Here is a 22,614-nt window from a genome sequence, read left to right as displayed (position 1 = left end):
GCAGGGCTGCAGGACGGTTCAGGGCTCAGGGGCTTCATCGGCTGGCACCTCGGCCAGCCGCTCCAGCACCAGGCTGCCGTGCCAGGGATGGCGGGCCAAGGCCGCCAGGCCCTCCGCCGGTGAGCCATAGCTGGCCTGCCACTGCTCAGCCTCGATCCGCCCTGGGCCCAGGCGGCGGTAGCGGCTCAGGGTCTCCACGCGGCTGACCCGCGGATCGCCGGGGCCGTGCAGCACCTGCAGGGAGAGTTCATCGGCCAGGAACAGGTCGGCTGGCCCCTGGGCCGCCGATCCCGCCGCCGATTCCTCCGCAGGTCCCGTCGCGGCCGCCATGCCGTCGCGCGGATCGGCGTCGCCCCCAGCCCCTGGCGCGGTGCTGCGCCGGCCGATCACGCTGGATTCCAGCTGGCGATCCCCCGTGAGCTGGGCCAGCTGCCGGTTGGGATTGCGGGGATCGTTGCGGACCCCCTGCAGCTGCTCCCCCAGCAGGGCGCGGCCGATGGCGGCGGCGTTGAAGGCCCGATCGCCCACCACCGCGCCGCGGCGATCCGGCCCGAAGCGCACCACGTAGCTGAGGTCCGGCTCCTGGCCCGAGAGGTCGTGGCTGCGGGCCCGCCAGGTGCCGGCAAACCAGGCGGGATAGGCCAGATCGGTGTGGCCCGGCCGCGGCAGGGGCGCCGGCAGGCTCCAGTCGGGCCAGTGGGCCAGGCGGTTGTCCAGCCAGTCGGCATGGGCGGCGGCCGTCGCCGTCGCTGCCGTCGGCACGCCGGGAGCTGGGGCCACGGCCGCGAGGGCCGGTGCGGCCGTGGGGGCCAGCCCGAAGAGGAGCATGAGTGCGATGGGCAGGCCCAGGTGCAGAGCCACGGGCAGGCCCAGGCGCAGGCCCGCCGCCCGAATGAGCCGCAGGACCGGGAACAGGACCGGAAGCAGGATCGACACGTCGGGTCCGGGTGGGGCCGCTGGGTGGGGCGATCCTGGCGCGCCGCCCCAGGGGCAGCGCCCGTTCCGCCAGGCTGGAGCTCTCCAGGTCCGCCGCATGTCCGATCCCCTGATCCGCGAGCTCGACCACTACGTGCTGCTGGAGCCAGGCCGCCCCCAGCAGCTGCTGAGCGCCGCCGAGACCCTGGACTGGCTGGTCGCCCGCCTGGATGGGCTCGACCCCCTGCCCGCTGATCTGGCCGCCCTGCCCAGCTCCCGCGCCCGGGCCGAGCGCCTGCTGGAGACCGCCTGCGAGCTGGAGCTGGCCCCCGGTGAAGTGGTCCAGTGGTTCGCGATCCGGCTGGAGCCCCCCGGCGCCAGCGGTGATTCCGTCAGTTGATCGAGGGGGTCGCTGCCCCATCGGCGTTGAGCACCGTCACCGCCTCCGCAGGCCCAGCCGGGCGCTGCCTGAGGATCCCGGGCAGGGCCTCCAGCAGCTGCCAGGCCACCTGCTCGGGCGGGCGGCCGTCCTGGACGATGTGCAGATCGGCCTGGGCATAGAGGGGCCGGCGCTCCTCCAGCAGCTCCGCCAGCCGGCCGGCCGGATCCTCGGCCTGCATCAGCGGCCGCGGCGTGGGATCGGCGGCCAGGCGCTGCAGCAGCAGGGCGTCGGGAGCATCGAGCCAGATCACCACCCCCTGGCGCAGCTGGCCCCAGTTCTGCGGGCGTGTCACCACGCCGCCGCCGGTGGCCACCACCAGGGAATGCCAGGCCGCGATCTGGTTGAGCACGGCGGCCTCCAGCTCCCGGAAGCCCGCTTCCCCTTCGCCGGCGAACAGCTCCGGAATCGAGCGGCCGGCCACCTGCTCCAGGCTGGTGTCGGCATCGAGGAAGCGGTAGCCGAGGGCCTCGGCCAGGGGGCGCCCCACCGAACTCTTGCCGCTGCCCATCATCCCCACCAGATAGAGGTTGACCCCCTCGAGGCGCCGGCGCAGCTCCAAGGCCAGCTCCGTGGGCGCCTGGGCGGTCGCTGCGGGGGTGGCTGGGGCGGACTGAACCTGCGCGGCCTCGCCGGCGTCGGGGGAGGACTCCGCCATGACAGTGGGTGACGTTTCTAGGATGCTGCCTCACGCCCTGCGCTGCCATGACTCCGCCCGTGATGGCGGCGCCCCCTGGGGCCCCCGTCTCGCCCGAGGCCCCCGCCGCGGCCCATCCCCATGGCCGCGGCCGGCCCTGCGTCATCACCCGCCGCGCCACCTTCAGCGCCAGCCACCTCTACCGGCTGCCGGAGCTCACGGAGGAGCAGAACGCGGCCCGCTTCGGGCCCTGCGCCCTTGCCCCCGGCCACGGCCACAACTACGAGCTGATCGTGGCCATGGGCGGCGGCCTCGACGCCGACGGCATGGTGCTCAACCTCTCGGAGGTGAAGCACGCCATCCGCGCCGAGGTGACGGGCCAGCTCGATTTCCGCTTCCTCAATGAGGTCTGGCCGGAGTTCGACCTCTCCCGGCCGGAGGGGATGCTGCCCACCACCGAGGGCCTGGTGCACGCCATCTGGAAGCGCCTGGCCCCGCAGCTGCCCCTGATGGGCCTGCGCCTCTACGAAACCGACAAGCTCTGGGCCGACGTGATCGGCGATGCCATGGAAGCCTTCCTGACGATCCGCACCCACTTCGCCGCCGCCCACCGCCTGGCCCGGCCGGAGCTCAGCCCGGAACAGAACGACGCCATCTACGGCAAGTGCGCCCGGCCCCATGGCCACGGCCACAACTACCTGCTGGATGTGACCGTGCGCGGCCCGATCGATGCCCGCACCGGCATGGTGTGCGATCTGGCGGTCCTGCAGCAGCTGGTGGACGATCTGGTGGTGGAGCCCTTCGACCACACCTTCCTCAACAAGGACGTGGCCCACTTCGCCACGACGGTGCCCACCGCCGAGAACATCGCCCTGCACATCGCCGATCTGCTGTCGGGGCCGATCGCCGCCACGGGCGCCGCCCTGCACAAGGTGCGCCTGCAGGAGAGCCCCAACAACGCGGCCGAGGTGTTCGCTGAATCGCCCCAGCTCGGCATGCGGCCCCTGGCCCTCGAGGCCCTGGCCGCCGGCTGAGCCCTTGCCGGCTGCCGTACCCCAGCCCGACCCAGGCGGGTCCGGCCCGGCCCCAGGGCTTCCGCAGACTGCGCTGCCGCAGATCCGGTTGGTGCTGGCGGTGAGCCTCGATGGCCGCCTGGCCCCTCCGGCCGGCGGCGCCGCCCAGTTGGGCGGGGCTGGGGATCGCCGCGTGCTGGAGGAGGCCCTGGCCTGGGCCGATGCCGTCCTGATCGGTGCCCGCACCCTGCGCCTGCACGGCAGCACCTGCCTGATTCACCGGCCCGAACTGCTGGAGCAGCGCCGCCGCGCCGGACGCAGCCTTCAGCCCATGGCCGTCGTGGTGAGCCGCAGCGGCCAGCTGGAGCCGGACCTGCCCTTCTTCCGCCAGCCCCTGCGCCGCGGCCTGTTGCGGCCCGATGCCCCCGGGGGGGCGGCGCCCCGGCCGCCAGGCTTTGAGCAGTGCTGGCCGCTGGAGACCTGGCCCCAGGCCCTGGCAGCCCTCGGCGCCATTGGCCTGGACCGGCTGGTGCTGCTGGGGGGTGCCGAGCTGGCCGGCGCGCTGCTGGCCCTGGATCTGGTGGAGCAGCTGCAGCTCACGCTCTGCCCGCTGCTGCTGGGCGGTCCCCACAGCTGGCTGCCGGAGGGGGTGGCCCTGCCTGCCGGCGGCTGGGAGCTGCAGGAGCAGCGGCCCCTCGGCGACGGCGAGCTGCTGCTGCGCTACGGGCGGCGGCGGCCCTGAGCAGCGGTGCTCCTGGGGACTCTGCGCTCCTGGAGCGGGGCCTCAGGGCTGAAGCAGGCTGCCCGGATCCACGGGGTTCAGCTCCGCCGGGCCAGGCGTCTGGGGCCGGCGGCCACTGAAGCGCCGCTCCAGATCCCGTAGGGGCACCGCCTGCAGCGCGTCCGGCGGCAGCCCCACCAGGCGGGCCAGGCAGCGCTTCACCACCACCTCGCCGTCGTTGCCGACGCGACCCGCCAGCAGTTCGCTGGCCACGCCGAGGCTGCGGCCGCTGCGGGAGGTCTCGTCCACCAGGCAGCGGCTGGTGGGTCCCGCCAGGCGGCGACAGGGCTGGCGCAGGCTGGCGGCGAGCTGGGGATCGCCACCGCTGAGCCAGTCCTCGCAGCGCTCCGCCAGGCGCCGCTCCACCTGGGGGCGCAGCAGGCCGAGCAGGGGGGCCAGCAGGTCGGCCCGGGCCGGTGGGGCCGTCAGCAGGGCCACGGCCGCCAGCAGCAGCAGTGCTGGCAGTTGCCGGCCCGGCCGCCGGCGCCGCGGCAGCCGCCGGGCCTGCGGTCGCCCTTCTGACGGCGTGATCGGGGTCCAGCTGGTTAGCGTTGCGGGCCGGTTCCGTTGCTCCGCCGTCCGGCGGTTCGTCGCCTGCCCATGGCTGAACTTGAGGCCCGCTGGCACGCGTCGATGGCAGAGATTCCGGAGGCGCAATGGCAGGCCCTCACGGCGGCAGCGGGGCTTCCCTTCTACTCCTGGCGCTGGCTCAACGCCCTGGAGCGCTCCGGCAGCATCGCGCCGCGCCAGGGCTGGCAGCCCGTGCACCTGGGCCTCTGGCGCGGCGAGAGCCTGGTCGCCGTGGCGCCGCTGTATCTCAAGGGCCACAGCTACGGCGAATTCGTCTTCGACCAGTCGTTCGCCCAGCTCGCCGGCCAGCTGGGGCTGCGCTACTACCCCAAGCTGCTGGGCATGAGCCCCCTGAGCCCGGTGCTGGGCTACCGCTTCCACATCGCCCCAGGGGAGGATCCGGCTGCCCTCACGGCCCTGATGCTGCGGCTGATCGATGGCTTCTGCGCCGAGCACCGCCTGCTCAGCTGCAATTTCCTCTACGTCGACCCCAGCTGGCGGCCCCTGGCCGAGGCCGCCGGCTGCGCCACCTGGCTGCACCAGCAGAGCCTGTGGAGCAACCACGGCTACCGCCACTTCGACGACTACCTGGCCAGCTTCAACGCCAACCAGCGCCGCAACATCAAGCGGGAGCGCCGGGCGGTGGCCGCCGCCGGCCTCACGGTGACGCCGATCGTGGGCGAGGCGATTCCGCCGGCGCTGCTGCTGCGCATGCACGGCTTCTACGAGCAGCACTGCGCGCGCTGGGGCCCCTGGGGCAGCAAGTACCTCACCGAGGAGTTCTTCGCCCAGGCCGCCGCCGAGCTGCGTCCCCACCTGGTGCTGTTCAGCGCCCACCGCGGTGATCCACTCGATCCGGTGGCGATGTCGCTGTGTGTCCACACCGAGCAGGAGCTGTGGGGCCGCTACTGGGGCAGCGACGAGGAGATCGAGAACCTGCACTTCGAGGTCTGCTACTACGCCCCGATCGACTGGGCGATCCAGCGCGGCATCCAGCAGTTCGATCCCGGCGCCGGTGGCAGCCACAAGCGCCGCCGCGGCTTCGTGGCCCGGCCCCACGCCAGCCTGCACCGCTGGCAGCATCCCCGCTTCGAGGCCATCGTGCGCCGCTGGTTGCCGGAGGCCAACGCCCAGGAGCTGGAGGAGATCGCGGCCATCAATGCCGAGCTGCCCTTCACGGCGGCCCCGCCCCCCCTGGCGGATGCCGCCGATCCCGCTGCGTAGCATCGGGCCATGGCCACCACCCCCGCCAGCTTCGGCATCGAGCAGCGCCGTGCGCTGGATGCGCACCTCTCCCAGCGCTTCATCGCCCTCGATGCCGCCGGCTACTTCCTGATCAAGGTCGACCACGCCGCCGGTGAGCTGATCGCCGAGCACTACGGCAATGGCATCGACGAGCGCGGCCTCGCCACCGACCCCGAGACCGGCGAGGTGATCAGCTGCCGCGGCGCCGGACCGCGCCAGCCCCTGGCGACCTACCGCGCCCGCTCGGCCAAGGAACTGGGGATCGCCCTGACGGAAGGGGACGGTCCCCATCCCATCAGCTGCCTCGACCACGCCCTCTACCTGGGCCGCGAATTCCAGCGGGCCGAGCTCTGCCTGGAGCAGGGCCAGCCCTACATCCAGGACTGACCCCCTCGGGGAGCGCGCTCAGGCCGGCTGCAGCTCGCGATCGGCGGAGGCGGGGGCCGTGGGCGGCTCGGGGGGCAGGGCGGCCAGCTGCTGCTCGATCTCGCGCGTCACCACGCCGCGGTATTCCTGGAAGTGCTCGTTGTGGGCGAGCGTCACCAGGAACTGCTCCAGGTTGGCGGGGTTGCAGCGGGCGATCTTGAGGATCGAGCGCCAGAAGCGCCAGCGGGTGTCGCGCAGCACGCCCTGGCGCCAGATCACGATCAGCAGGGCGCGCACGTCGGTCCAGGAGGGCAGGCTGGCCTTGCCGAAGGCCACCGTCGGCACGTACTTCTGCCAGCGGGGCATGCCCACTTTCGTGTAGTAGTGCGTGACCCGGTCGATGTAGGCATTCGGCTCATAGAGCCGGCAGAAGGCATCCACGTACTCGTTGGCGATGTCGCGGATCGGCCGGGTGGGCACGAAGTTGAGCAGGTTGGTCTGGTTCACGCCCTTGGCGTCGGCCTTCTCCTGGATCAGGCGACCCTCCTTCTCCAGGCGGTGCCACAGGCCGGTGTTGGGCAGCGCCTGCAGCATGCCCATCATCGCGGCGGGAATGCCGGTGCGGCTCACGAAGGTCACGATGCGATCGCCGGCCCCGGTCTTCTCTCCGTCGAAGCCGATGATGAAACCGGCCATCACCCGGATGCCGTAGGAGGTGATCCGATCGACGGACTCCTCCAGGGAGCTGCGGGTGTTCTGGTGCTTGCCGGCGATCGAGAGGCTGGCCTCATCGGGGGTCTCGATGCCGAGGAACACCGAGTCGAAGCGGGACTCGGCCATCATCAGCATCATCTCCTCATCGGAGGCCAGGTCCACCGAGGCCTCGGTGGCGAAGCTGAAGGGATAGCCGTGCTCGATCTGCCACTGCTTGAGGGCCGGCAGCAGCAGCTTGGCGTTGCGCTTGTTGCCGATGAAGTTGTCGTCCACCAGGAAGATGGAGCGGCGCCAGCCCAGGTCGTAGAGGGTCTGGAGCTCGGCGATCAGCTGCTCCGGCGTCTTGGTGCGCGGCTTGCGGCCGTAGAGCACGATGATGTCGCAGAACTCGCACTGGAACGGGCAGCCCCGCGAGAACTGCACGCTCATCGAGTCGTAGGCGTCGAGCTCCAGCAGGTCGAAGCGCGGCACCGGGGTGGAGGTCACATCGGGCTTGTCGCCGTTGGCGCTGAAGCGGCCCGAGCGCTCGCCCCGCTCGATCGCCTCGATGAACAGCGGCAGGGTGATTTCTCCCTCGTCGAGGATCTTGAAGTCCGCCAGGGCCAGCTCGGGGGCGTCGGGGGTGGAGCTGGCGAAGGGGCCGCCCACGGCCACGGGCAGGCCCCGGGCCTTGGCCTTGCCGATCTGCACGGCCATGTCGGCCTTCTGCACGATCATCCCGGAGATGACCACCAGCTCGGCCCAGGCCCACTCCGCCTCGGTCACCTCCCGCACGTTGCGGTCGACCAGCTTCATCTCCCAGCGCTGGGGTAGCAGCGCCGCCACCGTCACCAGGCCGAGCGGCGGCAGCAGCACCTTGCGGTTCACCAGCTCGAGGATCTTCTCGTAGCTCCAGAAGGTCTTCGGGAACTCCGGGTAGACGAAGAGGGTGCGCATACCGATCGGGGGGTGACGTCCCGGTGGGACCGGAAGAATTCGGCCTGGCCCCGCGGGGAGCGGACCGGTGGGTAGTGCGCAACACCCTAGGTGGAGTGCCCCGCGGCGGGTGGCCTTTCTGCTGTAATGGCCACGACGTTTTGGGATGGCCGCCCATGGGTGCCGCGATTTATCTGGCTCTGGTGGGTGGTGGTCTGGCCATCGCCGCCGCCATCTCCCTGGTGCTGCGCGGCGTCAAGCTGATCTGAGGCCACTGGCCCCGGCAGCCCAGGCTCCAGCTCAGCCCGCCGTGAACCGGGGCTCCAGCTGGAGCCGGCGGCGCTGCAGGAGCTGCCAGGCCCCAAGGGCCACGCCCAGGCTGCCCAGCAGCCCGAAGCAGGCGCTGAAGCCCGCCTGCAGGGTCAGCCCCGCCGCCATCAGCCCACTGAGTCCGCCCCCGCCGAGGAAGGCGATCTGGCCCAGGCCCGCCATGCGGCCCCGCAGTCTCTGGGGCGCGTGCACCTGGATCAATAGGTTCGTGCCCGCCAGCAGGCAGGCGGTGCCGGCCCCGATCAGGTAGGCCATCGCCAGTCCCCACAGGGGACTCCAGGGCAGGGCCAGGCCCACCTGCGCCCCGCCGGTGACCAGGGTGGCTAGCCCGAGTAGCAGACCCGGCCGCTCGCCCAGGAGGTTGGCCCGCCGCTGCAGCAGCACGCCGCCACTGATGCTGCCGGCCGCCACCACGCTGGTGAACAGCCCCAGCTCCTGGGGGCTCGGCCCCAGCAGGCGGCTGGCCATCAGCGGCGCCAGCCCCGGGTGGAAGAAGCCCACCAGGCAGGCCACGGCCGTGAACACCAGCACGTGGCGCAGCCCCGGTCCGCACTCGCGCCAGGCGGTGGTGAGGCTGGCGGCCGCCCCCCGCTGGCTGCGCTGCTCCCACTCCCGGTGCGGGGCCATCAGCCACAGCAGCGTGCTGATCGGCAGCAGGTAGGTGGCGGCATCCAGGGCCAAGGCCAGGGTGGGCCCGGTGGCCGCCAGCAGCAGACCCCCCAGGGGCGGCCCCACCAGCTTGCCCACGTTGAAGATCACCGAGAAGCTGGTGAGGTAGGGCCCCAGCTGCTCCGGGGTGTCCACCAGCAGGGCCACGTACTTGTTGCGGGCCGTGAGTTCGTAGGCGCTGGCGGTGCCGATGCCCAGGGTGCTGAGCAGCAGCAGCGCGGCCTGGGTGCTGCCCGTGCTGATCGGGATGGCGATGGCGCCGAGCACGGCGGCGACGAACAGGCCCCACTGGGCCCGCACCAGCACCCGCTCGCTGCCGAGCCGGTCGGTGAGCACGCCCGCCGGGCCGCTCACCACCAGGGTGGGCAGGGTGAGCAGGGCGAAGTGCAGGGCCAGCAGCAGCGGGTTGGCATTGCCGTGCATCAGCAGCCAGCCCTTGGCGGTGAGGCCGGCGAACGATCCCGCGGTGCTCAGGCCCGAGGCCAGCAGGAAGGTGGTGCGCTGATGGCGGGTGAGCCGGCGGCGCAGGCGTCCCAGCTGGGCGCGCAGGGCCAGGAGCGGGGGCGGCGCTGCGACGGCAGACCGCCCGGGGGACCGGCTCGGTGTCTCGTCGGCGCGAGGGGCCTGGCTGGGGGCCTTCGGCAGGCTCAAGCGCCTGCCTGGCGGGCGGCGAGGGCGTCGCCCACCATCGCCTTCGCCCCCACCACTTCACCCACCAGGTCGTAGGTGTCGGCGGCGGTGATGCGCACCGGCACCATGGTGCCCGGCGCCGCGCACAGGCCCCCTTCGCCGGGGAGCACCCGCACCTCGCCATCCACCTCGGGGGCGAACCGGGCGCAGCGGCCCAGCATCTCGCCCGTGCTCGGGTTCTCCTGCTCGATCAGCACATCCACGATGCGGCCCACCCAGGCGGCATTGCGCGCGGCGGCGATCGGCTGCTGCAGGGCCATCAGCCGGTCCTTGCGCTCCTGGGCCACCTCGGGCGGAACCTGATCCGGCAGTTCGGCGGCGGGGGTGCCCTCCTCGGGCGAGAAGGTGAACACGCCCACGTGGTCGAACTGCTGCTCGGCCACGAAATCCAGCAGGTGCTGGAACTGCTCCTCGGTTTCGCCGGGGAAGCCCACGATGAAGGTGGTGCGCAGCACCGCATCGGGCAGTTGCTCGCGGATGCGTCGCAGCACGCCGCCGGTCACCTCGGCCTGCCAGGGGCGGTTCATCGCCCGCAGCACCTCCGGGTGACTGTGCTGCAGGGGCAGATCCAGATAGGGCAGCACGTTGGCCACCTCGCGGTAGGCCGCCAGCACCGGCTCCGTGAGGCCGGTGGGGTAGGCGTAATGCACGCGGATCCAGGGGATCTCCACCTCCCCCAGGGCCCGCAGCAGCTCCGCCAGCTGCGGCTTGCCGTAGACATCCAGGCCGTAGTTGGTGGTGATCTGGCTGATCAGCACCAGCTCCTGCACCCCCTGGGCCGCCAGCTGCTGCGCCTCGGCCACGATCGACTCGATCGGGCGGGAGCGCTGGTCGCCGCGCAGGTGGGGAATGATGCAGAAGGCGCAGCGGTAGTCGCAGCCCTCGGCCACCTTCAGGTAGGCGATTGCCTCACTGGTGGTGCGGTAGCGGGGCAGGTGCTCATCGCCCACGAAGGTGGGGTTGGTACTCACCTGGTTCACCCGCTCACCGGCCTCCACCCGCTCCAGCACGCTGACGATGTGCTGGTAGTCGCCGGTGCCCACGATCGCCCTGGCCTCGGGCAGGCTCTCCAGCAGCTCCTCCTGGAAGTGCTGGGCCAGGCAGCCGGCGATGATCAGCTCCTTGCCCTGCTCCGCCAGCTCCACCAGGGTGCGCACCGACTCCTCGCGCGCCTCCTGGATGAAGCTGCAGGTGTTCACCACCACCACGGTGGCGTCGGATTCATCGGCGCTCACCCCATAGCCGGCCTCGGCCAGCAGGCCGAGCATGTGCTCGGTGTCCACCCGGTTCTTCTCGCAGCCCAGGTGGGCGAAGGCCACGGTTTTGCGGGACGCTTCTGTCCTGCGCGGCTCAGCGGCGTCGCCTGGCTCAGGGGTGTGGCGGGGGGCGGCGTCGCTGGCGGTCGGGCTCATGGCGTCGGGTGCGGCTGTGGGGCTATCCGGGGTCTGGCTGCGGTGGCACGGGGGGCGCTGGCCCGCTCGCCTGGGCGCTGGGGCGGGGCCACCGGGTGCTGCTGCTGATCGCTGGCCGCGCGCCGGCCAATCCTTCACCCTACCCAGACGTGTCGCGACCCCGTTCCCTCCCGCCATGGCTGACGCTTCCCACTGGCAGCGGCTGTTCCCCCAGGCCTGCCCCCTGATCGGGGTGGTGCACCTGTGGCCCCTGCCGGGCTCGCCCCGCTGGGCCGGTGACCTGGCCGCGGTGGAGCGGGCGGCCCTGGCGGACGCCCAGGCCTACCTGGACGGCGGCGCCGATGGCCTCATCGTGGAGAACTTCGGCGATGCCCCCTTCTTCGCCAGCGCCGTGCCGCCGGAAACGGTGGCGGCGATGGCCCGCATCGCCTCGGCCGTGGTGGCGATGGCCGGGGAGCGCCCGGTGGGGATCAATGTGCTGCGCAACGACGCCCTGGCGGCCCTGGGCATCGCCGCGGCCAGCGGCGCCCGCTTCATCCGCGTGAACGTGCTCACCGGTGCCACGGTGACGGACCAGGGGCTGATCCAGGGGCCGGCGGCCGAGCTGCTGCGCCGGCGCCGCCTGCTGGGCTGTGATGGCGGTGGTGCCGATGGCCGCGGCCCTGGCACCGGTGGGGCCGACCGCATCGCGATCCTGGCGGATGTGCTGGTGAAGCACGGGGCGCCCCTGGCGCCGCTGCCGTTGGAGGAGGCCGTGCGCGACACCCTGGAGCGCGGTGGCGCCGATGCCGTGATCGTGTCCGGCAGCGGCACGGGCCAGCCCACTGCCCTGGCCGATCTGGAGCGGGCCCGGCGTGCCGCGGCCCAGGTGGCGGCAGGGGTCCCCGTGCTGGTGGGCAGCGGCGCCACCCTGGAGACCGCCACCGCCCTGGCCAGCCGCTGCGATGGCCTGATCGTGGGGTCCGCCCTCAAGCGCGATGGCCAGCTGGCCAGTCCCGTGGATGGGCAGCGGGTGCGGGCCCTGCGGCACCAGCTGCCGGGACTGCTGCCACAATCGCCCCAAGACTGAAGGGCCCCCGTGACCTCCTCCCGCCTGAGCGAGCGCCTCGGCAGCAGCCGGCGTCGCAGCGATCCCGGCCGCAAGTGGGTGCGGGTGGCAATGGCCGTGCTCGCCACCATCGGCGCCATCGACACCGGCTCCATCACCCTCAAGGCCTGGGGCCTACTCGGCGCCCTCAGCTGCCAGAAGGAGGCCTTCTTCGGCTGCAACGGCTGCGAGAAGGTGCTGGCGAGCGCCTGGGGCAGCCTGTTCGGCCAGCCTCTCTCCCTGTTCGGCTTTCTGGCCTACGGCTCGGTGCTTCTGCTGGCGGTGGTGCCGCTGGTGCTCCAGGGGGACCTCCGGAGCCGGCTGTCGCAGCCGAGTCAGTGGGGGCTGTTCCTGCTCAGCACCGCCATGGCGGTGTTCAGTGCGGTGCTGGTGGGCGTGATGGCCTTCGGCATCCGCGACTGCTGCCCCTTCTGCATCCTCTCGGCTCTGCTGAGCCTCTCGCTGTTTGTGCTCAGCCTGGTGGGTGCTGATTGGGAGGACCGGGGCCAGCTGCTGTTCCGGGGCGTGATCACGGCCCTGCTGGTGGGGGTGGTGAGCCTGGGCTGGGCGGCCTCGGCCAACCGCCCGGATGCCTCCCTCGGCCAGGGGGTGCCCCCGGCCGTCGTGGCCGAGAGCAGCCCCGCCAAGCTGGCCCTGGCCGAGCACCTCAGTGCCAGCGGCGCCCGCATGTACACGGCCTACTGGTGCCCCCACTGCCATGAGCAGAAGGAGCTCTTCGGCAAGCAGGCCACCGCCAAGCTCACGGTGATCGAGTGCGCCCCCGACGGCCGCGACAGCCAGAAGGCCCTCTGCGACGCCAAGAAGATCGAGGGCTTCCCCACCTGGGAGATCAACGGGCAGCTCGACTCCGGCGTCAAGCCGCTGCAGAAGCTCGCCGACCTGAGTGGTTACAAGGGGCCCCGCGGCTTCTGAGCCTCGGCCTGATGGCGAGGACGCCTCGGCGTGGGTGGCTCAGGCCGCCCGCACCGGCTCCGCGTTGATCGGATCGCTGATGATCGCCGCACGGAGGCCGATGGCCTCCGTGCGGATCCGCTGGCCCCGCTGCTGCAGGCTGTGGCGCCGCCAGAAGGGTTGGGCCGCCGGGGCATCCACGCGGAAGTGGCCGCCCCGGCTCTCCTGCCGGAACAGGGCGGCCTCGAGCAGCAGCTCCGTCACCGCCAGGCGCTGACGCAGTTCCTGGGCGGGGATCAGCCAGCGCTGGGCTGCCTCCCCGAAGCTCAGTTCCGCCTCCGGCGGGCTGGCCAGGACGTGCTGCAGCGCCGGGGTGGCCTCCACCGTGCGCCGCTCGTGGCGGATCTGGCGCAGGCCATCGGCGAGGGGACCCGCGAGTCGTTCCACCCCCGCCACCTGCCAGCAGCGCTGGCGCAGCTGCTGGATGCGCCGCTGCAGCGCCTCGGGATCGGGGCTGGTCAGCGCCGCTGCAGGCCTGGCGCCGTCGGACGCTGCCGGGGGCTCTGGCGATCCGGCCCTGGGTGGTGCCACCAGGCTGATCTCCCGCAGCTGGCGGGCGAACACCAGACACTCCATCAGCGAGTTGCTGGCCAGGCGGTTGGCGCCGTGCACGCCGGTGCTGGCCACCTCCCCCACGGCGTAGAGCCCGCTCAGGCTGGTGGCAGCGGCCAGGTCGGTGCGGATGCCGCCCATCCAGTAGTGGGCCGCCGGCGCCACGGGGATCGGCGCCGCCAGCGGTTCGAGGCCCAGCTCGCGGCAGCGCCCCAGGATCGTGGGGAACTGCTGCTCCAGCCGCGCCCGGCCCACCGGCCTCAGGTCCAGGCCCACATGGCTCAGCCGCAGTTCGCGCATGCGCCGCACCAGGGCCCGGCTTACGGCGTCCCGCGGCGCCAGATCGCCGCCGGCCAGCTGGGCCACCGGGCTGGCCCCATCCGGTTCCACCAGCCGCGCCCCCTCGCCGCGCACCGCTTCGGAGATCAGGAAGTGGGGGGCCCCCGGCAGCATCAGCGCCGTGGGGTGGAACTGCACGAACTCCAGATCGCGGATGGCGGCGCCGGCCCGCCAGGCCATCGCCACCCCGTCGCCGCTGGCCAGGGCCGGATTGGTGGTGTTGGCGAACAGGTGGCCGCCGCCGCCGCTGGCCAGCACCACCGCCCGGGCGCCGATCCAGTGGATGCGGCCCTGCTCGAGCACCTGCAGGCCGCAGCAGCGGCCGTCCTCCACCCAGAGCTGCAGGGCCACCGCATCGAGGCGCCGCTCCAGCCCCGGTCGGCGCAGCACCTCCCGTTCCAGGGCATCCACCAGGGCACCGCCGGTGCGGTCCTGGGCGTGCAGCACGCGCCGGTGGCTGTGGGCCGCCTCCAGGGTGGTGCTGAGGCCGCCGTCGTGCCGGTCGAAGTCCATGCCCAGCTGCAGCAGCCGCTCCACGCAGGCCGGGGCCTGGCGCACCAGCAGCTCCACGGCGGCCGGATCGCAGAGGCCGGCCCCGGCCCTGAGGGTGTCGCCGATGTGGCTGGCGAAGCTGTCCTCCGGGCGGGTCACGGCGGCGATGCCGCCCTGGGCCCAGCGGCTGGCGGAGCGCGGCGCCCGCTCCTTGCTCAGCAGCAGCACCCGCAGACCCGCGGGCAGCTCCAGGCAGGCCATCAGGCCGGCGGCCCCGCCGCCCACCACCACCACGTCCACCAGCTCGGCCATTCCGCGTTCACCACTGCCGGCCAGGAACAGCCGTGAAGCCAACAAAAAAGCCGCCGGGAGGGCCCGACGGCGTTCACCACTGAACCGAGATTAGGGGACCGGGACTGGCCGCCCAATCGCCGGCTCGGAGGCTGATCAGCGGTACTGACCGTCGTTGATCCGGTCGAAGCCCTCGTTCAGGGCGATGGAGGGGGCGGTGACGGTGAAGTTGGACTTGTACTTCTCGAACAGCTCCTTCTGGCGCTCGGTCAGGTCGAGCTTGAGCACGTCGTCGACGTTCTCGTAGGGGCCGCCCAGCACGATCTTGCCGGCCAGGGTGGGATAGAAGCCGGGGTACTGCTTGAAGCGCCGCACCGAGGAGTTGTTGAGGTCCACCTTGTCGCCCCGCTCGGCGAGCTTCTCGTCCGCCACGTTGCGGCGCTCGGCGGCCTGCACGCTGGGGGGCATCACCAGGCCGAGCAGCAGGCCGGCCAGCAGCACGCCACCCATGAGCCAGGAAACCAGCCGTTTCATCGAAAACTCCGTCTGAACGGGGATCTATGCGACTGCCGGGCAGTCAGAGCTGTCAACCTACAGGTGGGCCGCCTCGCCGCTGCCCCGGGCCCGGCAGGCTTTTGCAGTTCTTCAGATCAGACCCGAGCTCGGGCCTTCCCACCGGTCCTTCAGGTCCGCCCGTCAGATCAGGCCGCTCAGGTGAGGCGCCCACAGGGCGGCGGCCAGAAACAGGCCGTCCACGGCGAGGGTGGTGGCCAGGGCGGAGGCGGCGAGCCGCCAGGCCGGATCCGGGTGGGACCAGTAGCGGCGGCACAGGGCCGCCAGGGCCGTGCCCGCCAGGCTCACGGCCGCCAGGGGCAGGGGTTCCAGGACCCCCTGGGCCGCCTGTTGCAGCCGCAGCGCGGCGTCCGCCGGTGCGGCCTCCAGCACGGCGGTCCAGTGGCCCATCACGCCGGTGAGGGCCATGACGCCATCGGTGCAGGCCGTGCCCAGCAGCGAGGCCAGGTAGAAGCTGGCGGCCAGGCGCCAGCGCCTGGTCCACAGGCCCCCCAGGGCCAGGGGCAGGGCAAAGGCTTCGATCGGCAGGTGCCAGAGGGGGTGCAGGCGGAACCAGCCCCAGAACAGACAGCCCCCCAGCCAGCTGCCGCTGAACCCCACCAGCAGCGGCCCTGCGTCGGGCCAGCCGATGCTGCGGGGGCGCCGCAGCGCCAGCCACTCCAGGGCCACGCCCAGCAACAGCAGGGGCACGGTGGCCAGGGCGGCGCTGAAGGGGTGCAGCCGCACCCAGGGGGCCTGCAGGAACACCGGCAGGGCCACCAGCAGCGCCGCCGCGGTCGCCAGGCCGTCGCGGCGCTGCAGCGTCACCCGGCCCAGGCCCCCGGCCGTCAGGGCCAGAACCTGGGGGGCAGGCAGCGACGGGGCCGGCGTTCTGGTGGCAAGGCTGGGCCGGACCCCGATCACCTGGTTGTGAAGAAAGATGATCAACCTTAAGGGACGCCGCGGGTCCAGCGGGCGTCGTCCGGGTCCCGGCGGGATGGCCCAGCGTGTTCCCCGTGCTGGTCAAGGGAGCGCCGCCGCCATAGGGTCGGCGCCAAGCTCCTGACCCCGCGCCCATGGTTCCGATCGCCCCGCCGCAGGACATCGGGGTCGTCGAGGCCACCTGGCACTACGTGGTCCTGGGGGTGGTGCAGGGGCTCACCGAATTTCTGCCGATCAGCAGCACCGCCCATCTCAAGGTGGTGCCCCTGGTGCTGGGCTGGGGCGATCCCGGCGTCGCCGTCACGGCCGTGATCCAGCTCGGCAGCATCGCGGCGGTGCTCGCCTACTTCCGCCGTGACCTGGTGGAGGTCTGGGAGGGCATGGTGAAGGCCTTCCGCCAGCGCGACTGGCAGGAGCCCGAGGCGCGCCTGGGCCTGGCGATCCTGCTGGGCACCGTGCCGATCCTGGTGGCCGGCCTGGCCATCAAGCGCTTCATCCCCAACTACGACGCCTCGGTGCTGCGCAGCCTGCCGGTGATCGGCTGGGTGTCGATCGCCATGGCCCTCCTGCTGGCCCTGGCCGAGCGGCTGGGTCGCCGTCGCCGCTTGCTCGCCGAGGTCCGGGTCCGGGACGGTCTGCTGGTGGGCCTGGCCCAGGCCCTGGCGGTGGTGCCCGGTGTGTCGCGCTCCGGCAGCACCCTCACGGCCTCGCTGTTCGACGGCTGGCGCCGTTCCGACGCCGCCCGCTTCTCGTTCCTGCTGGGCATTCCCGCCATCACCCTGGCCGGGTTGATCGAGCTGAAGGATGCGGTGGCCCAGCCCGTCTCCGGAGGAGTGATTCCCCTGGTGGCGGGCATCGTCACGGCCGCGGTGGTGTCGTGGCTGGCCATCGCCTGGCTGCTGCGCTTCCTGCAGCAGCACAGCACCTGGTGGTTCGTGGGCTACCGCCTGCTGTTCGGTGTGTCGCTGCTGCTCTGGGCCGGTCGGCACAGCGGCGTCGCAGACTGAGGCCAGCGAGCAGAGCCAGGCCGCCTGTGTGGAATGAACCCTCGGCGGGCATCGCCCTGGCCGATCTGGGCGATCACCAGCGCCTGCCCCAGCCGGCGCTGGTGGAGCTGGTGGAGCCGGGATCCATCGCCGAGGAGCTCGGCTTCCAGCCCGGCGACAGGCTGCTGAGCATCAACGGTGTGCGCCCGCGTGACCTGATCGACTTCCAGTTTCTGGTGGGGGCCGAGGACCTCACCCTGGAGGTGCAGGACCCCGACGGCACCATCCACGTGGTGGAGCTGGAGAAGGACGCCGACGAGGGCCTGGGCCTGGGCTTCAGCGAGGCCCTGTTCGATGGCCTGAAGCAGTGCAACAACGCCTGCGCCTTCTGCTTCATCGACCAGCAGCCGCCCGGCCACCGCCGCAGCCTCTACCTCAAGGACGACGACTACCGCCTCAGCTTTCTCTACGGCTCCTACCTGACCCTCACCAACCTCACCGCCGCCGACTGGCGGCGCATCGAGGAGCAGCGCCTCTCTCCGTTGTTCGTGTCGGTGCACGCCACGGATCCCGAGCTGCGCTCGCGCCTGCTGGTGAATCCCCGTGCGGCCCTGTTGATGGAGCAGCTGGCCTGGTTCGCCGAGCGGCAGCTGCAGATCCATGCCCAGGTGGTGGTCTGCCCCGGCGTCAACGACGGCCCGGCCCTGGAGCGCACCCTGCTGGATCTGGCGGGTTTCGCCGGCGCCGACTGGCCCGCCGTGCTCTCGGCGGCGGTGGTGCCGGTGGGCCTCACCCGCTTCCGCCCTGAAGGGGATGGTCTGGAGCCGGTGGATCGGGCCTGTGCCCGGCGGGTGATCGCCCAGGTGGAGCCGCTGCAGCAGCGCTTCCGCGACCAGTTCGGCAGCCGCTTCGCCTGGCTGTCGGATGAGTGGTATCTGATGGCGGGCCTGCCGCTGCCCCCGCGGGATGCCTACGAGGACCTGCCCCAGGAGGGCAACGGCGTTGGCAGCATCCGTGCCTTCCTGGAGGCGATGGAGGAGGCCACCGCCGAACTGCCGGCCGCGCTGCCGGCGCCGCGGCGGGTGAGCTGGGTGGTGGGCAAGCTGGTGGCCGAGGCCCTGCAGCCGGCCGTCGATCGGCTCAACGCCGTGGCCGGTCTGGAGGTGCTGCTGCATGGGCTGCCCAGCCCCTACTGGGGGCAGGACCAGGTGGTGACAGGCCTGCTGACCGGGGCCGATCTGCTGGAGGGCCTCGCCGGCCGTGACCTGGGGGAGGAACTGCTGCTGCCGGCGGTCACCCTGCGCCAGGGCGAGCCGGTGTTCCTCGACGACCAGGCCCTGGAGGCCGTGGCGGCGCAGCTGCCCGTGCCGATCCGGCTGGTGCATGGGGCAGATGACGTCGTGGCTGGATGCCTGGCTGATTCGGGATCCACTCACTAAGCTCTGCCCAACGAGTAATCCGGGTCAGTAGGCGGTGGGACGTTCCTGGAAGGCATGGCTGGCACTCACGGGGGCCTGCCTCGCTCCCCTGCCGGTCACATCCGTGCGGGCTGAGCCCGTGGCCAAGCCTGCGGCACAGGCGGAGGTCGCCCAGACCACGCCTGGCACCACGGCGATTCCGATCCAGGCCGCCCCGGCTGCCGCCCAGGCGCCTGTGGCGGCGCCCCCGCCCGTCAATTCCTTCCCCAACCTCGATCCCCAGCAGCAGATCCTGCCGCTGGCCCCTAGCGTCAAGGGCTCCCGGCCCAAGTCCAACCCCAAGGTGCTGACCCCGGCCGCCACGCGGCTGGACCCGGCCCTGCAGCGCCTGGCGGCCCCCGCCACCCTGGCCCTGCCCACCACGGTGCAGCAGGTGATGATCCGCGAGCTGCGGCCCCTGGATCTGCGGGAGGTCGAGAACCTGGCGGAGGTGAACAACCCCAACCTCAAGGCCATCGCCAGCCAGGTGGAGCAGGCCAAGTCCAACCTGCGGGCCCAGATCTCGGCCTGGTACCCCACCATCACCCTCAACGCCCAGAACGCTCCGGGCCTGTTCCAGGCTGAGTCGTACAACGCCCTGCCGGACGGCTCCTTTTCCCAGGACGGGCTCTCCTTCACCAAGCTCGGAGGCGCCCAGGCCACCCTGGGCATCAACTGGGCCCTGATCAATCCCCAGCGGGTGCCCCAGATCGCCGCGGCCCGCGATGAGTTTGAGAAGGCCAAGAACCAATACCTGATCGGTCTGCGGGAACTTCGGCTGCAGGCGGCCCAGGCCTACTTCCAGCTCCAGCTCGCCGACGACCGGGTGCGGATCGGTCAGGAGTCGGTGCGGGCTTCGCTGGTCAGCCTGCGCGATGCGCGGGCCCGCTTCCAGGCCGGCGTGGCCACCAAGCTCGAGGTGCTCGAGGCCGAGACCCAGCTGGCCCGCGACCAGCAGCTGCTCACCAACTCGATCGCGGACCAGACCGTCGCCCGCCGCGACCTGGCCCGGATCCTGGATCTGCCCCAGAACATCACCCCCACGGCCAAGGAGCCCCTGCGGGCCCTGGGCGTCTGGACGCCATCGCTGCAGGAGAGCATCATCGCGGCCTATGCCTTCCGTGAGGAACTCAGCAACGCCATCCTCGACATCTCGGTGTCGAACAGCCAGGCCAACGCTGCCCTGGGTGCGGTTCAGCCGTTCCTGAACATCTTCAACAACTTCTCGGCCGAGCGCTTCGCTGGTGGCGCCACGCTGGGCACCAACACCGTCAGCTGGAGCGATTACCAGTACCAGATCAGCAACGCCGTGGGCCTCAACCTCAGCTGGCGGCTGTTCGACGGCGGCCGGGCAGCGGCCGAATCGCGCCAGTTCAAGCAGCGGGCCCAGGAGAACGCCTTCCGCTTCGCCGATCAGCGCGACACGGTCCGCTTTGAGGTGGAGCGCAGCTTCGCCGAACTGGGCAAGAACAACCGTGACATCCAGACCACGTCCCGCGAGGTGATCTCCACCCGGGAATCCCTGCGCCTGGCCCGTCTGCGCTTCCAGGCCGGCGTGAGCACCCAGCGGGAGGTGGTCGACACCCAGCGCGACCTCACCAACGCCGAGGTGCGCTACTCCCAGGCCCTCGCCCAGTACAACAGCAGCCTGGCCGAGCTGCGCCGCCGCACCGGCCTCGACACCGTGGCCGTCTGCCAGCCCCCGAATCTCGGAGCCGTCAAGCCCAGCACCGGCATCGATGTGCCCGTGCCGCCCGAGCCCCTGCAGCCTGCCTGTCAGGCCACCCTGCGCCGTGCCCCGGCCCCGGCCGGCAGCTGAGCCGACTCCCCACAGCGGCTGATCCGCGGCGCTTTCGTCCTAACCTCCACTCCCAGCTGAAGGTGGCCAGCTGACTCTCCCCCTCCCCCGCCTGCTGCGCCTCGGTCTGTTCCAGGCCTGTCTGGGCTGCCTGGCGGTGATCTTCGCGGGCATGCTCAACCGGGTGATGCTCAGCGAGCTGCAGTTCCCCGGCCTGCTGGTGGGTGGGGCCTTGGCCTTCGAGCAGTTCATGGCCCCCTCCCGGGTGCTGTTCGGGCAGATTTCCGATGCCCACCCCTTCGCCGGTCGCCATCGCGTCCCCTACATCCGCCTCGGCGCCGCCCTGTTCTCAGGCCTGGCGGTGGCGTCGATTCCGGTGATCTTTGCCCTGCACGGGGCCTTGGCCAGTGGCAGCTCCGCGGCCATTGCCGCGGGAATCGTGGCCCTCTGCGGCCTGTTTGCCCTCTATGGCCTGGCGATTTCCCTGGCCAGCACCCCCTACCTGGCCCTGGTGATCGACCTCACCGATGAGCAGGAGCGCCCCCGCGCCGTTGGTCTGATCTGGTGCATGCTCACGGTCGGCATCGTGGTCGGGGCGATCGCCACCGCCGTCAGCCTCAAGGGCCTCGATGGCGTCACCGATCCGGCCCTGCTGCAGCCGACGTTGCTCGGATTCATGGCCAAGGTGGGGGCCGTGGTGTTCGCCCTCACGCTGGTGGCCACCCAGGGCATGGAACCGCCCGCGGCCGACCGCAGCCGCAGCGCCGACCGCGAGGATGCCCTCACCCTCCCCCAGGCCTGGCGACTGATCACCTCCAGCCGTCAGGTGCTCGTGTTCTTCGCCTTCCTGCTGCTGTTCACCCTGGCCCTGTTCCTGCAGGATCCGATCCTGGAGAGCTACGGCGCCGAGGTGTTCGGCATGCCGATTGCCGCCACGGCATCCCTCAGCGCCACCTGGGGCATCGGCACCCTGGCTGGGCTGCTGCTGGCGGGATTCTGGATCGTGCCCCGGCTCGGCAAGTTCGCCAGTGCCCGGCTCGGCTGCCAGCTGATCCTGGCCACCCTGCTGCTGCTGGTGCTGGTGGGCCTCACGGCCAGGGTGCCGCTCCTGCAGCTGGTGATGCTGCTGTTCGGCATCGCCTCCGGCATCGGCACCAACAGCACCCTGTGTCTGATGCTCGATCTCACCTTGCCCGAGGCCGCCGGCACCTTCGTGGGCGTCTGGGGTCTGGCCCAGGCCATCTCGCGGGCCCTGGGCAAGCTGGTGGGGGGCGGACTGCTTGATCTGGCCCGTTGGCTCCAGCCGGGGGATGGCGTGTTTCTGCCCTTTGCCGCAGTGCTGCTGATCGAGGTGGCCATCGCCCTGGCGGCCCTGGTGCTGCTGGAGCGGATCAACCTGCGCCAGTTCCGGGCCGACACCGGCCAGAGCCTGCAGCGTGTCCTGGTCGCGGAACTCGGATGACGGTCTCCACCTCTGCCTTTCCCGCTGACCTGGCCCCCCTCGAAGCGCTGCTGGATCGGGTGGCCGACCGCCAACGCCAGGATTTCGGCCAGCTGGATTCCGAGGCCAAGCCCGATGGCAGCCTGATTACCGCCTGCGACCGCTGGAGCGACGCCACGCTGGTGGCGGGTCTGGCGGAGCTGTTCCCCGGTGAGGGGGTGCTGAGCGAGGAGGGAAACCAGTCCGTGCCCCGCAGTTCGGCCTTCTGGGTGGTGGATCCCCTCGATGGCACCACCAACTTCGCCGCCGGCATCCCCTACTGGGCCATCTCGATCGCCCGCTTTGAGGCGGGGGTGCCGGTGCTGGCGGTGCTGGATGTGCCTCCGTTGCGTCAGCGCATCGTGGCGGTGCGGGGCGCTGGCGCCTGGCGCAACCACAAACCGCTGGCGCCCCCCTCGGCCCGGACCCAGGTGGCCGGCTGCGCCTCGCTCTGCAGCCGTTCGATCGGTGTGTTGCAGAAGCTGCCCAACCGACGCTTCCCCGGCAAGATCCGCCTGCTGGGGGTGGCGAGTCTGAACCTGGTGAGCGTGGCCATGGGCCAGACCGTCGCGGCCCTGGAGGCCACCCCCAAGATCTGGGATCTGGCGGCGGCCTGGCTGGTGCTCACGGAGTTGCAGTGTCCGCTGCGCTGGCTGCTGCAGGATCCGGCCCGGCTCGTGCCCGGCGACGACCTTGCCCGGGCCGATTACCCCGTGCTGGCGGCCCGCAACGACGCGACCCTCAGCACCTTCCTGCCCTGGGCCGAGGCCCTGGTGGCAGGGGATCTGCCCACCTGACCCCACCCCGTTTGCAGGATCGGGGAGTGGGGTGTTATGGTTTTGGACTGCGCGGGAGCCGAGAGGCGAGCGTGCGGCGCCAAGGAGCCACCGGGGGAACCCGAGCGGAAATCTGAGGTGACTTACGACGAAGGAGGCGCGAGCCACCGGTGTTGTAAGTTCAAGAGGCGGTC

Annotated in this window: 22 protein-coding genes; 13 read left to right on the top strand and 9 right to left on the bottom strand. The window is 71.8% G+C overall.

The genetic code is table 11. The features are described from left to right. Positions 1–18: 18 nt before the first annotated feature. Positions 19–936 carry a DUF6816 family protein gene (locus ACLV7J_RS14970; RefSeq protein WP_411869861.1) on the bottom strand — a complete coding sequence of 306 codons (918 nt, stop codon included), beginning with the start codon at positions 934–936 and terminating at the stop codon, positions 19–21. A gap of 97 nt (positions 937–1,033) precedes the next feature. Here ACLV7J_RS14970 and ACLV7J_RS14965 point away from each other — a divergent pair, with 97 nt between their 5' ends. Next, positions 1,034–1,315 (top strand): chlororespiratory reduction protein 7, encoded by a 282-nt coding sequence (locus ACLV7J_RS14965; protein WP_411869860.1) that lies wholly within the window; start codon positions 1,034–1,036, stop codon positions 1,313–1,315. Here ACLV7J_RS14965 and ACLV7J_RS14960 read toward each other — a convergent pair. Then, positions 1,308–2,012, bottom strand: coding sequence for a shikimate kinase (locus ACLV7J_RS14960; RefSeq protein WP_411869859.1), 705 nt, complete (start codon positions 2,010–2,012; stop codon positions 1,308–1,310). The two genes, ACLV7J_RS14965 and ACLV7J_RS14960, sit on opposite strands and share 8 nt — an antisense overlap. A gap of 62 nt (positions 2,013–2,074) precedes the next feature. Here ACLV7J_RS14960 and ACLV7J_RS14955 point away from each other — a divergent pair, with 62 nt between their 5' ends. After that, on the top strand, positions 2,075–3,025 hold the full coding sequence (locus ACLV7J_RS14955) for a 6-pyruvoyl trahydropterin synthase family protein (RefSeq protein ID WP_411869884.1): 951 nt from the start codon (positions 2,075–2,077) through the stop codon (positions 3,023–3,025). An 88-nt stretch (positions 3,026–3,113) separates the two neighbouring features. Beyond that, the gene (locus ACLV7J_RS14950) at positions 3,114–3,746 is read left to right on the top strand and encodes a dihydrofolate reductase family protein (RefSeq protein WP_411869858.1); all 633 of its coding nucleotides are present in this window, start codon (positions 3,114–3,116) and stop codon (positions 3,744–3,746) included. Positions 3,747–3,788: 42 nt separating this feature from the next. Here the strand turns inward: ACLV7J_RS14950 and ACLV7J_RS14945 are convergent, their stop codons facing one another. After that, positions 3,789–4,223: a hypothetical protein gene (locus tag ACLV7J_RS14945; protein ID WP_411869857.1), complete on the bottom strand. Its 435-nt coding sequence runs from the start codon at positions 4,221–4,223 to the stop codon at positions 3,789–3,791. Positions 4,224–4,385: 162 nt separating this feature from the next. Between ACLV7J_RS14945 and ACLV7J_RS14940 the strand changes: the two genes are divergently transcribed. Then, positions 4,386–5,579: a GNAT family N-acetyltransferase gene (locus ACLV7J_RS14940; protein WP_411869856.1), complete on the top strand. Its 1,194-nt coding sequence runs from the start codon at positions 4,386–4,388 to the stop codon at positions 5,577–5,579. 9 nt (positions 5,580–5,588) lie between these two features. Next, positions 5,589–5,987 (top strand): DUF4346 domain-containing protein, encoded by a 399-nt coding sequence (locus tag ACLV7J_RS14935; protein ID WP_411869855.1) that lies wholly within the window; start codon positions 5,589–5,591, stop codon positions 5,985–5,987. A gap of 18 nt (positions 5,988–6,005) precedes the next feature. On the opposite strand, the gene ACLV7J_RS14930 is transcribed toward ACLV7J_RS14935, so the two are convergent. Then, complete coding sequence (locus tag ACLV7J_RS14930) at positions 6,006–7,616, bottom strand: B12-binding domain-containing radical SAM protein (RefSeq protein WP_411869854.1); 1,611 nt, start codon at positions 7,614–7,616, stop codon at positions 6,006–6,008. 155 nt (positions 7,617–7,771) lie between these two features. Between ACLV7J_RS14930 and ACLV7J_RS14925 the strand changes: the two genes are divergently transcribed. Beyond that, the gene (locus ACLV7J_RS14925) at positions 7,772–7,864 is read left to right on the top strand and encodes a cytochrome b6-f complex subunit 6 (RefSeq protein WP_255127507.1); all 93 of its coding nucleotides are present in this window, start codon (positions 7,772–7,774) and stop codon (positions 7,862–7,864) included. A gap of 31 nt (positions 7,865–7,895) precedes the next feature. Here ACLV7J_RS14925 and ACLV7J_RS14920 read toward each other — a convergent pair whose 3' ends face one another. Beyond that, positions 7,896–9,122, bottom strand: coding sequence for an MFS transporter (locus ACLV7J_RS14920; protein ID WP_411869883.1), 1,227 nt, complete (start codon positions 9,120–9,122; stop codon positions 7,896–7,898). 119 nt (positions 9,123–9,241) lie between these two features. After that, positions 9,242–10,696, bottom strand: a complete 1,455-nt coding sequence (gene rimO, locus ACLV7J_RS14915) for a 30S ribosomal protein S12 methylthiotransferase RimO (protein ID WP_411869853.1) — start codon at positions 10,694–10,696, stop codon at positions 9,242–9,244. Positions 10,697–10,871: 175 nt separating this feature from the next. Here rimO and ACLV7J_RS14910 point away from each other — a divergent pair, with 175 nt between their 5' ends. Together ACLV7J_RS14910 and ACLV7J_RS14905 are read left to right on the top strand one after the other, a co-directional pair. Further along, positions 10,872–11,765 (top strand): BtpA/SgcQ family protein, encoded by an 894-nt coding sequence (locus ACLV7J_RS14910; RefSeq protein WP_411869852.1) that lies wholly within the window; start codon positions 10,872–10,874, stop codon positions 11,763–11,765. Between the two features lie 9 nt (positions 11,766–11,774). Beyond that, positions 11,775–12,716, top strand: coding sequence for a vitamin K epoxide reductase family protein (locus ACLV7J_RS14905; protein ID WP_411869851.1), 942 nt, complete (start codon positions 11,775–11,777; stop codon positions 12,714–12,716). Positions 12,717–12,755: 39 nt separating this feature from the next. Here the strand turns inward: ACLV7J_RS14905 and nadB are convergent, their stop codons facing one another. The 3 genes from nadB to ACLV7J_RS14890 form a co-directional block, all read right to left on the bottom strand. Next, positions 12,756–14,450, bottom strand: a complete 1,695-nt coding sequence (gene nadB / locus ACLV7J_RS14900) for an L-aspartate oxidase (RefSeq protein WP_411869850.1) — start codon at positions 14,448–14,450, stop codon at positions 12,756–12,758. Positions 14,451–14,585: 135 nt separating this feature from the next. Continuing rightward, a complete protein-coding gene (psbU, locus tag ACLV7J_RS14895) occupies positions 14,586–14,963 on the bottom strand; it encodes a photosystem II complex extrinsic protein PsbU (protein ID WP_411869849.1) in 378 nt (125 codons plus the stop codon). A 162-nt stretch (positions 14,964–15,125) separates the two neighbouring features. Further along, positions 15,126–15,926: a DUF3120 domain-containing protein gene (locus ACLV7J_RS14890; RefSeq protein ID WP_411869882.1), complete on the bottom strand. Its 801-nt coding sequence runs from the start codon at positions 15,924–15,926 to the stop codon at positions 15,126–15,128. Positions 15,927–16,057: 131 nt separating this feature from the next. On the opposite strand from ACLV7J_RS14890, the gene ACLV7J_RS14885 reads away from it, so the two are divergent. The 5 genes from ACLV7J_RS14885 (at position 16,058) to ACLV7J_RS14865 (ending at position 22,441) form a co-directional block, all read left to right on the top strand. Next, the gene (locus ACLV7J_RS14885) at positions 16,058–16,930 is read left to right on the top strand and encodes an undecaprenyl-diphosphate phosphatase (RefSeq protein WP_411869848.1); all 873 of its coding nucleotides are present in this window, start codon (positions 16,058–16,060) and stop codon (positions 16,928–16,930) included. A 26-nt stretch (positions 16,931–16,956) separates the two neighbouring features. Next, the gene (locus ACLV7J_RS14880) at positions 16,957–18,348 is read left to right on the top strand and encodes a TIGR03279 family radical SAM protein (RefSeq protein WP_411869847.1); all 1,392 of its coding nucleotides are present in this window, start codon (positions 16,957–16,959) and stop codon (positions 18,346–18,348) included. Between the two features lie 103 nt (positions 18,349–18,451). After that, positions 18,452–20,185, top strand: a complete 1,734-nt coding sequence (locus ACLV7J_RS14875) for a TolC family protein (RefSeq protein WP_411869846.1) — start codon at positions 18,452–18,454, stop codon at positions 20,183–20,185. A gap of 136 nt (positions 20,186–20,321) precedes the next feature. Beyond that, positions 20,322–21,626, top strand: a complete 1,305-nt coding sequence (locus ACLV7J_RS14870; protein ID WP_411869845.1) for a BCD family MFS transporter — start codon at positions 20,322–20,324, stop codon at positions 21,624–21,626. Then, on the top strand, positions 21,623–22,441 hold the full coding sequence (locus ACLV7J_RS14865) for an inositol monophosphatase family protein (protein WP_411869844.1): 819 nt from the start codon (positions 21,623–21,625) through the stop codon (positions 22,439–22,441). Before ACLV7J_RS14870 ends, ACLV7J_RS14865 begins: the two co-directional genes overlap by 4 nt. Positions 22,442–22,614: the final 173 nt, after the last annotated feature.

The organism is Vulcanococcus limneticus LL, assembly GCF_943369875.1.
In the GTDB taxonomy this organism is placed as follows: Bacteria; Cyanobacteriota; Cyanobacteriia; order PCC-6307; family Cyanobiaceae; genus Vulcanococcus; species Vulcanococcus limneticus_A.
Note: the sequence above shows the minus strand (reverse complement) of the source record. Positions and strands in the feature narration are given on the sequence as shown.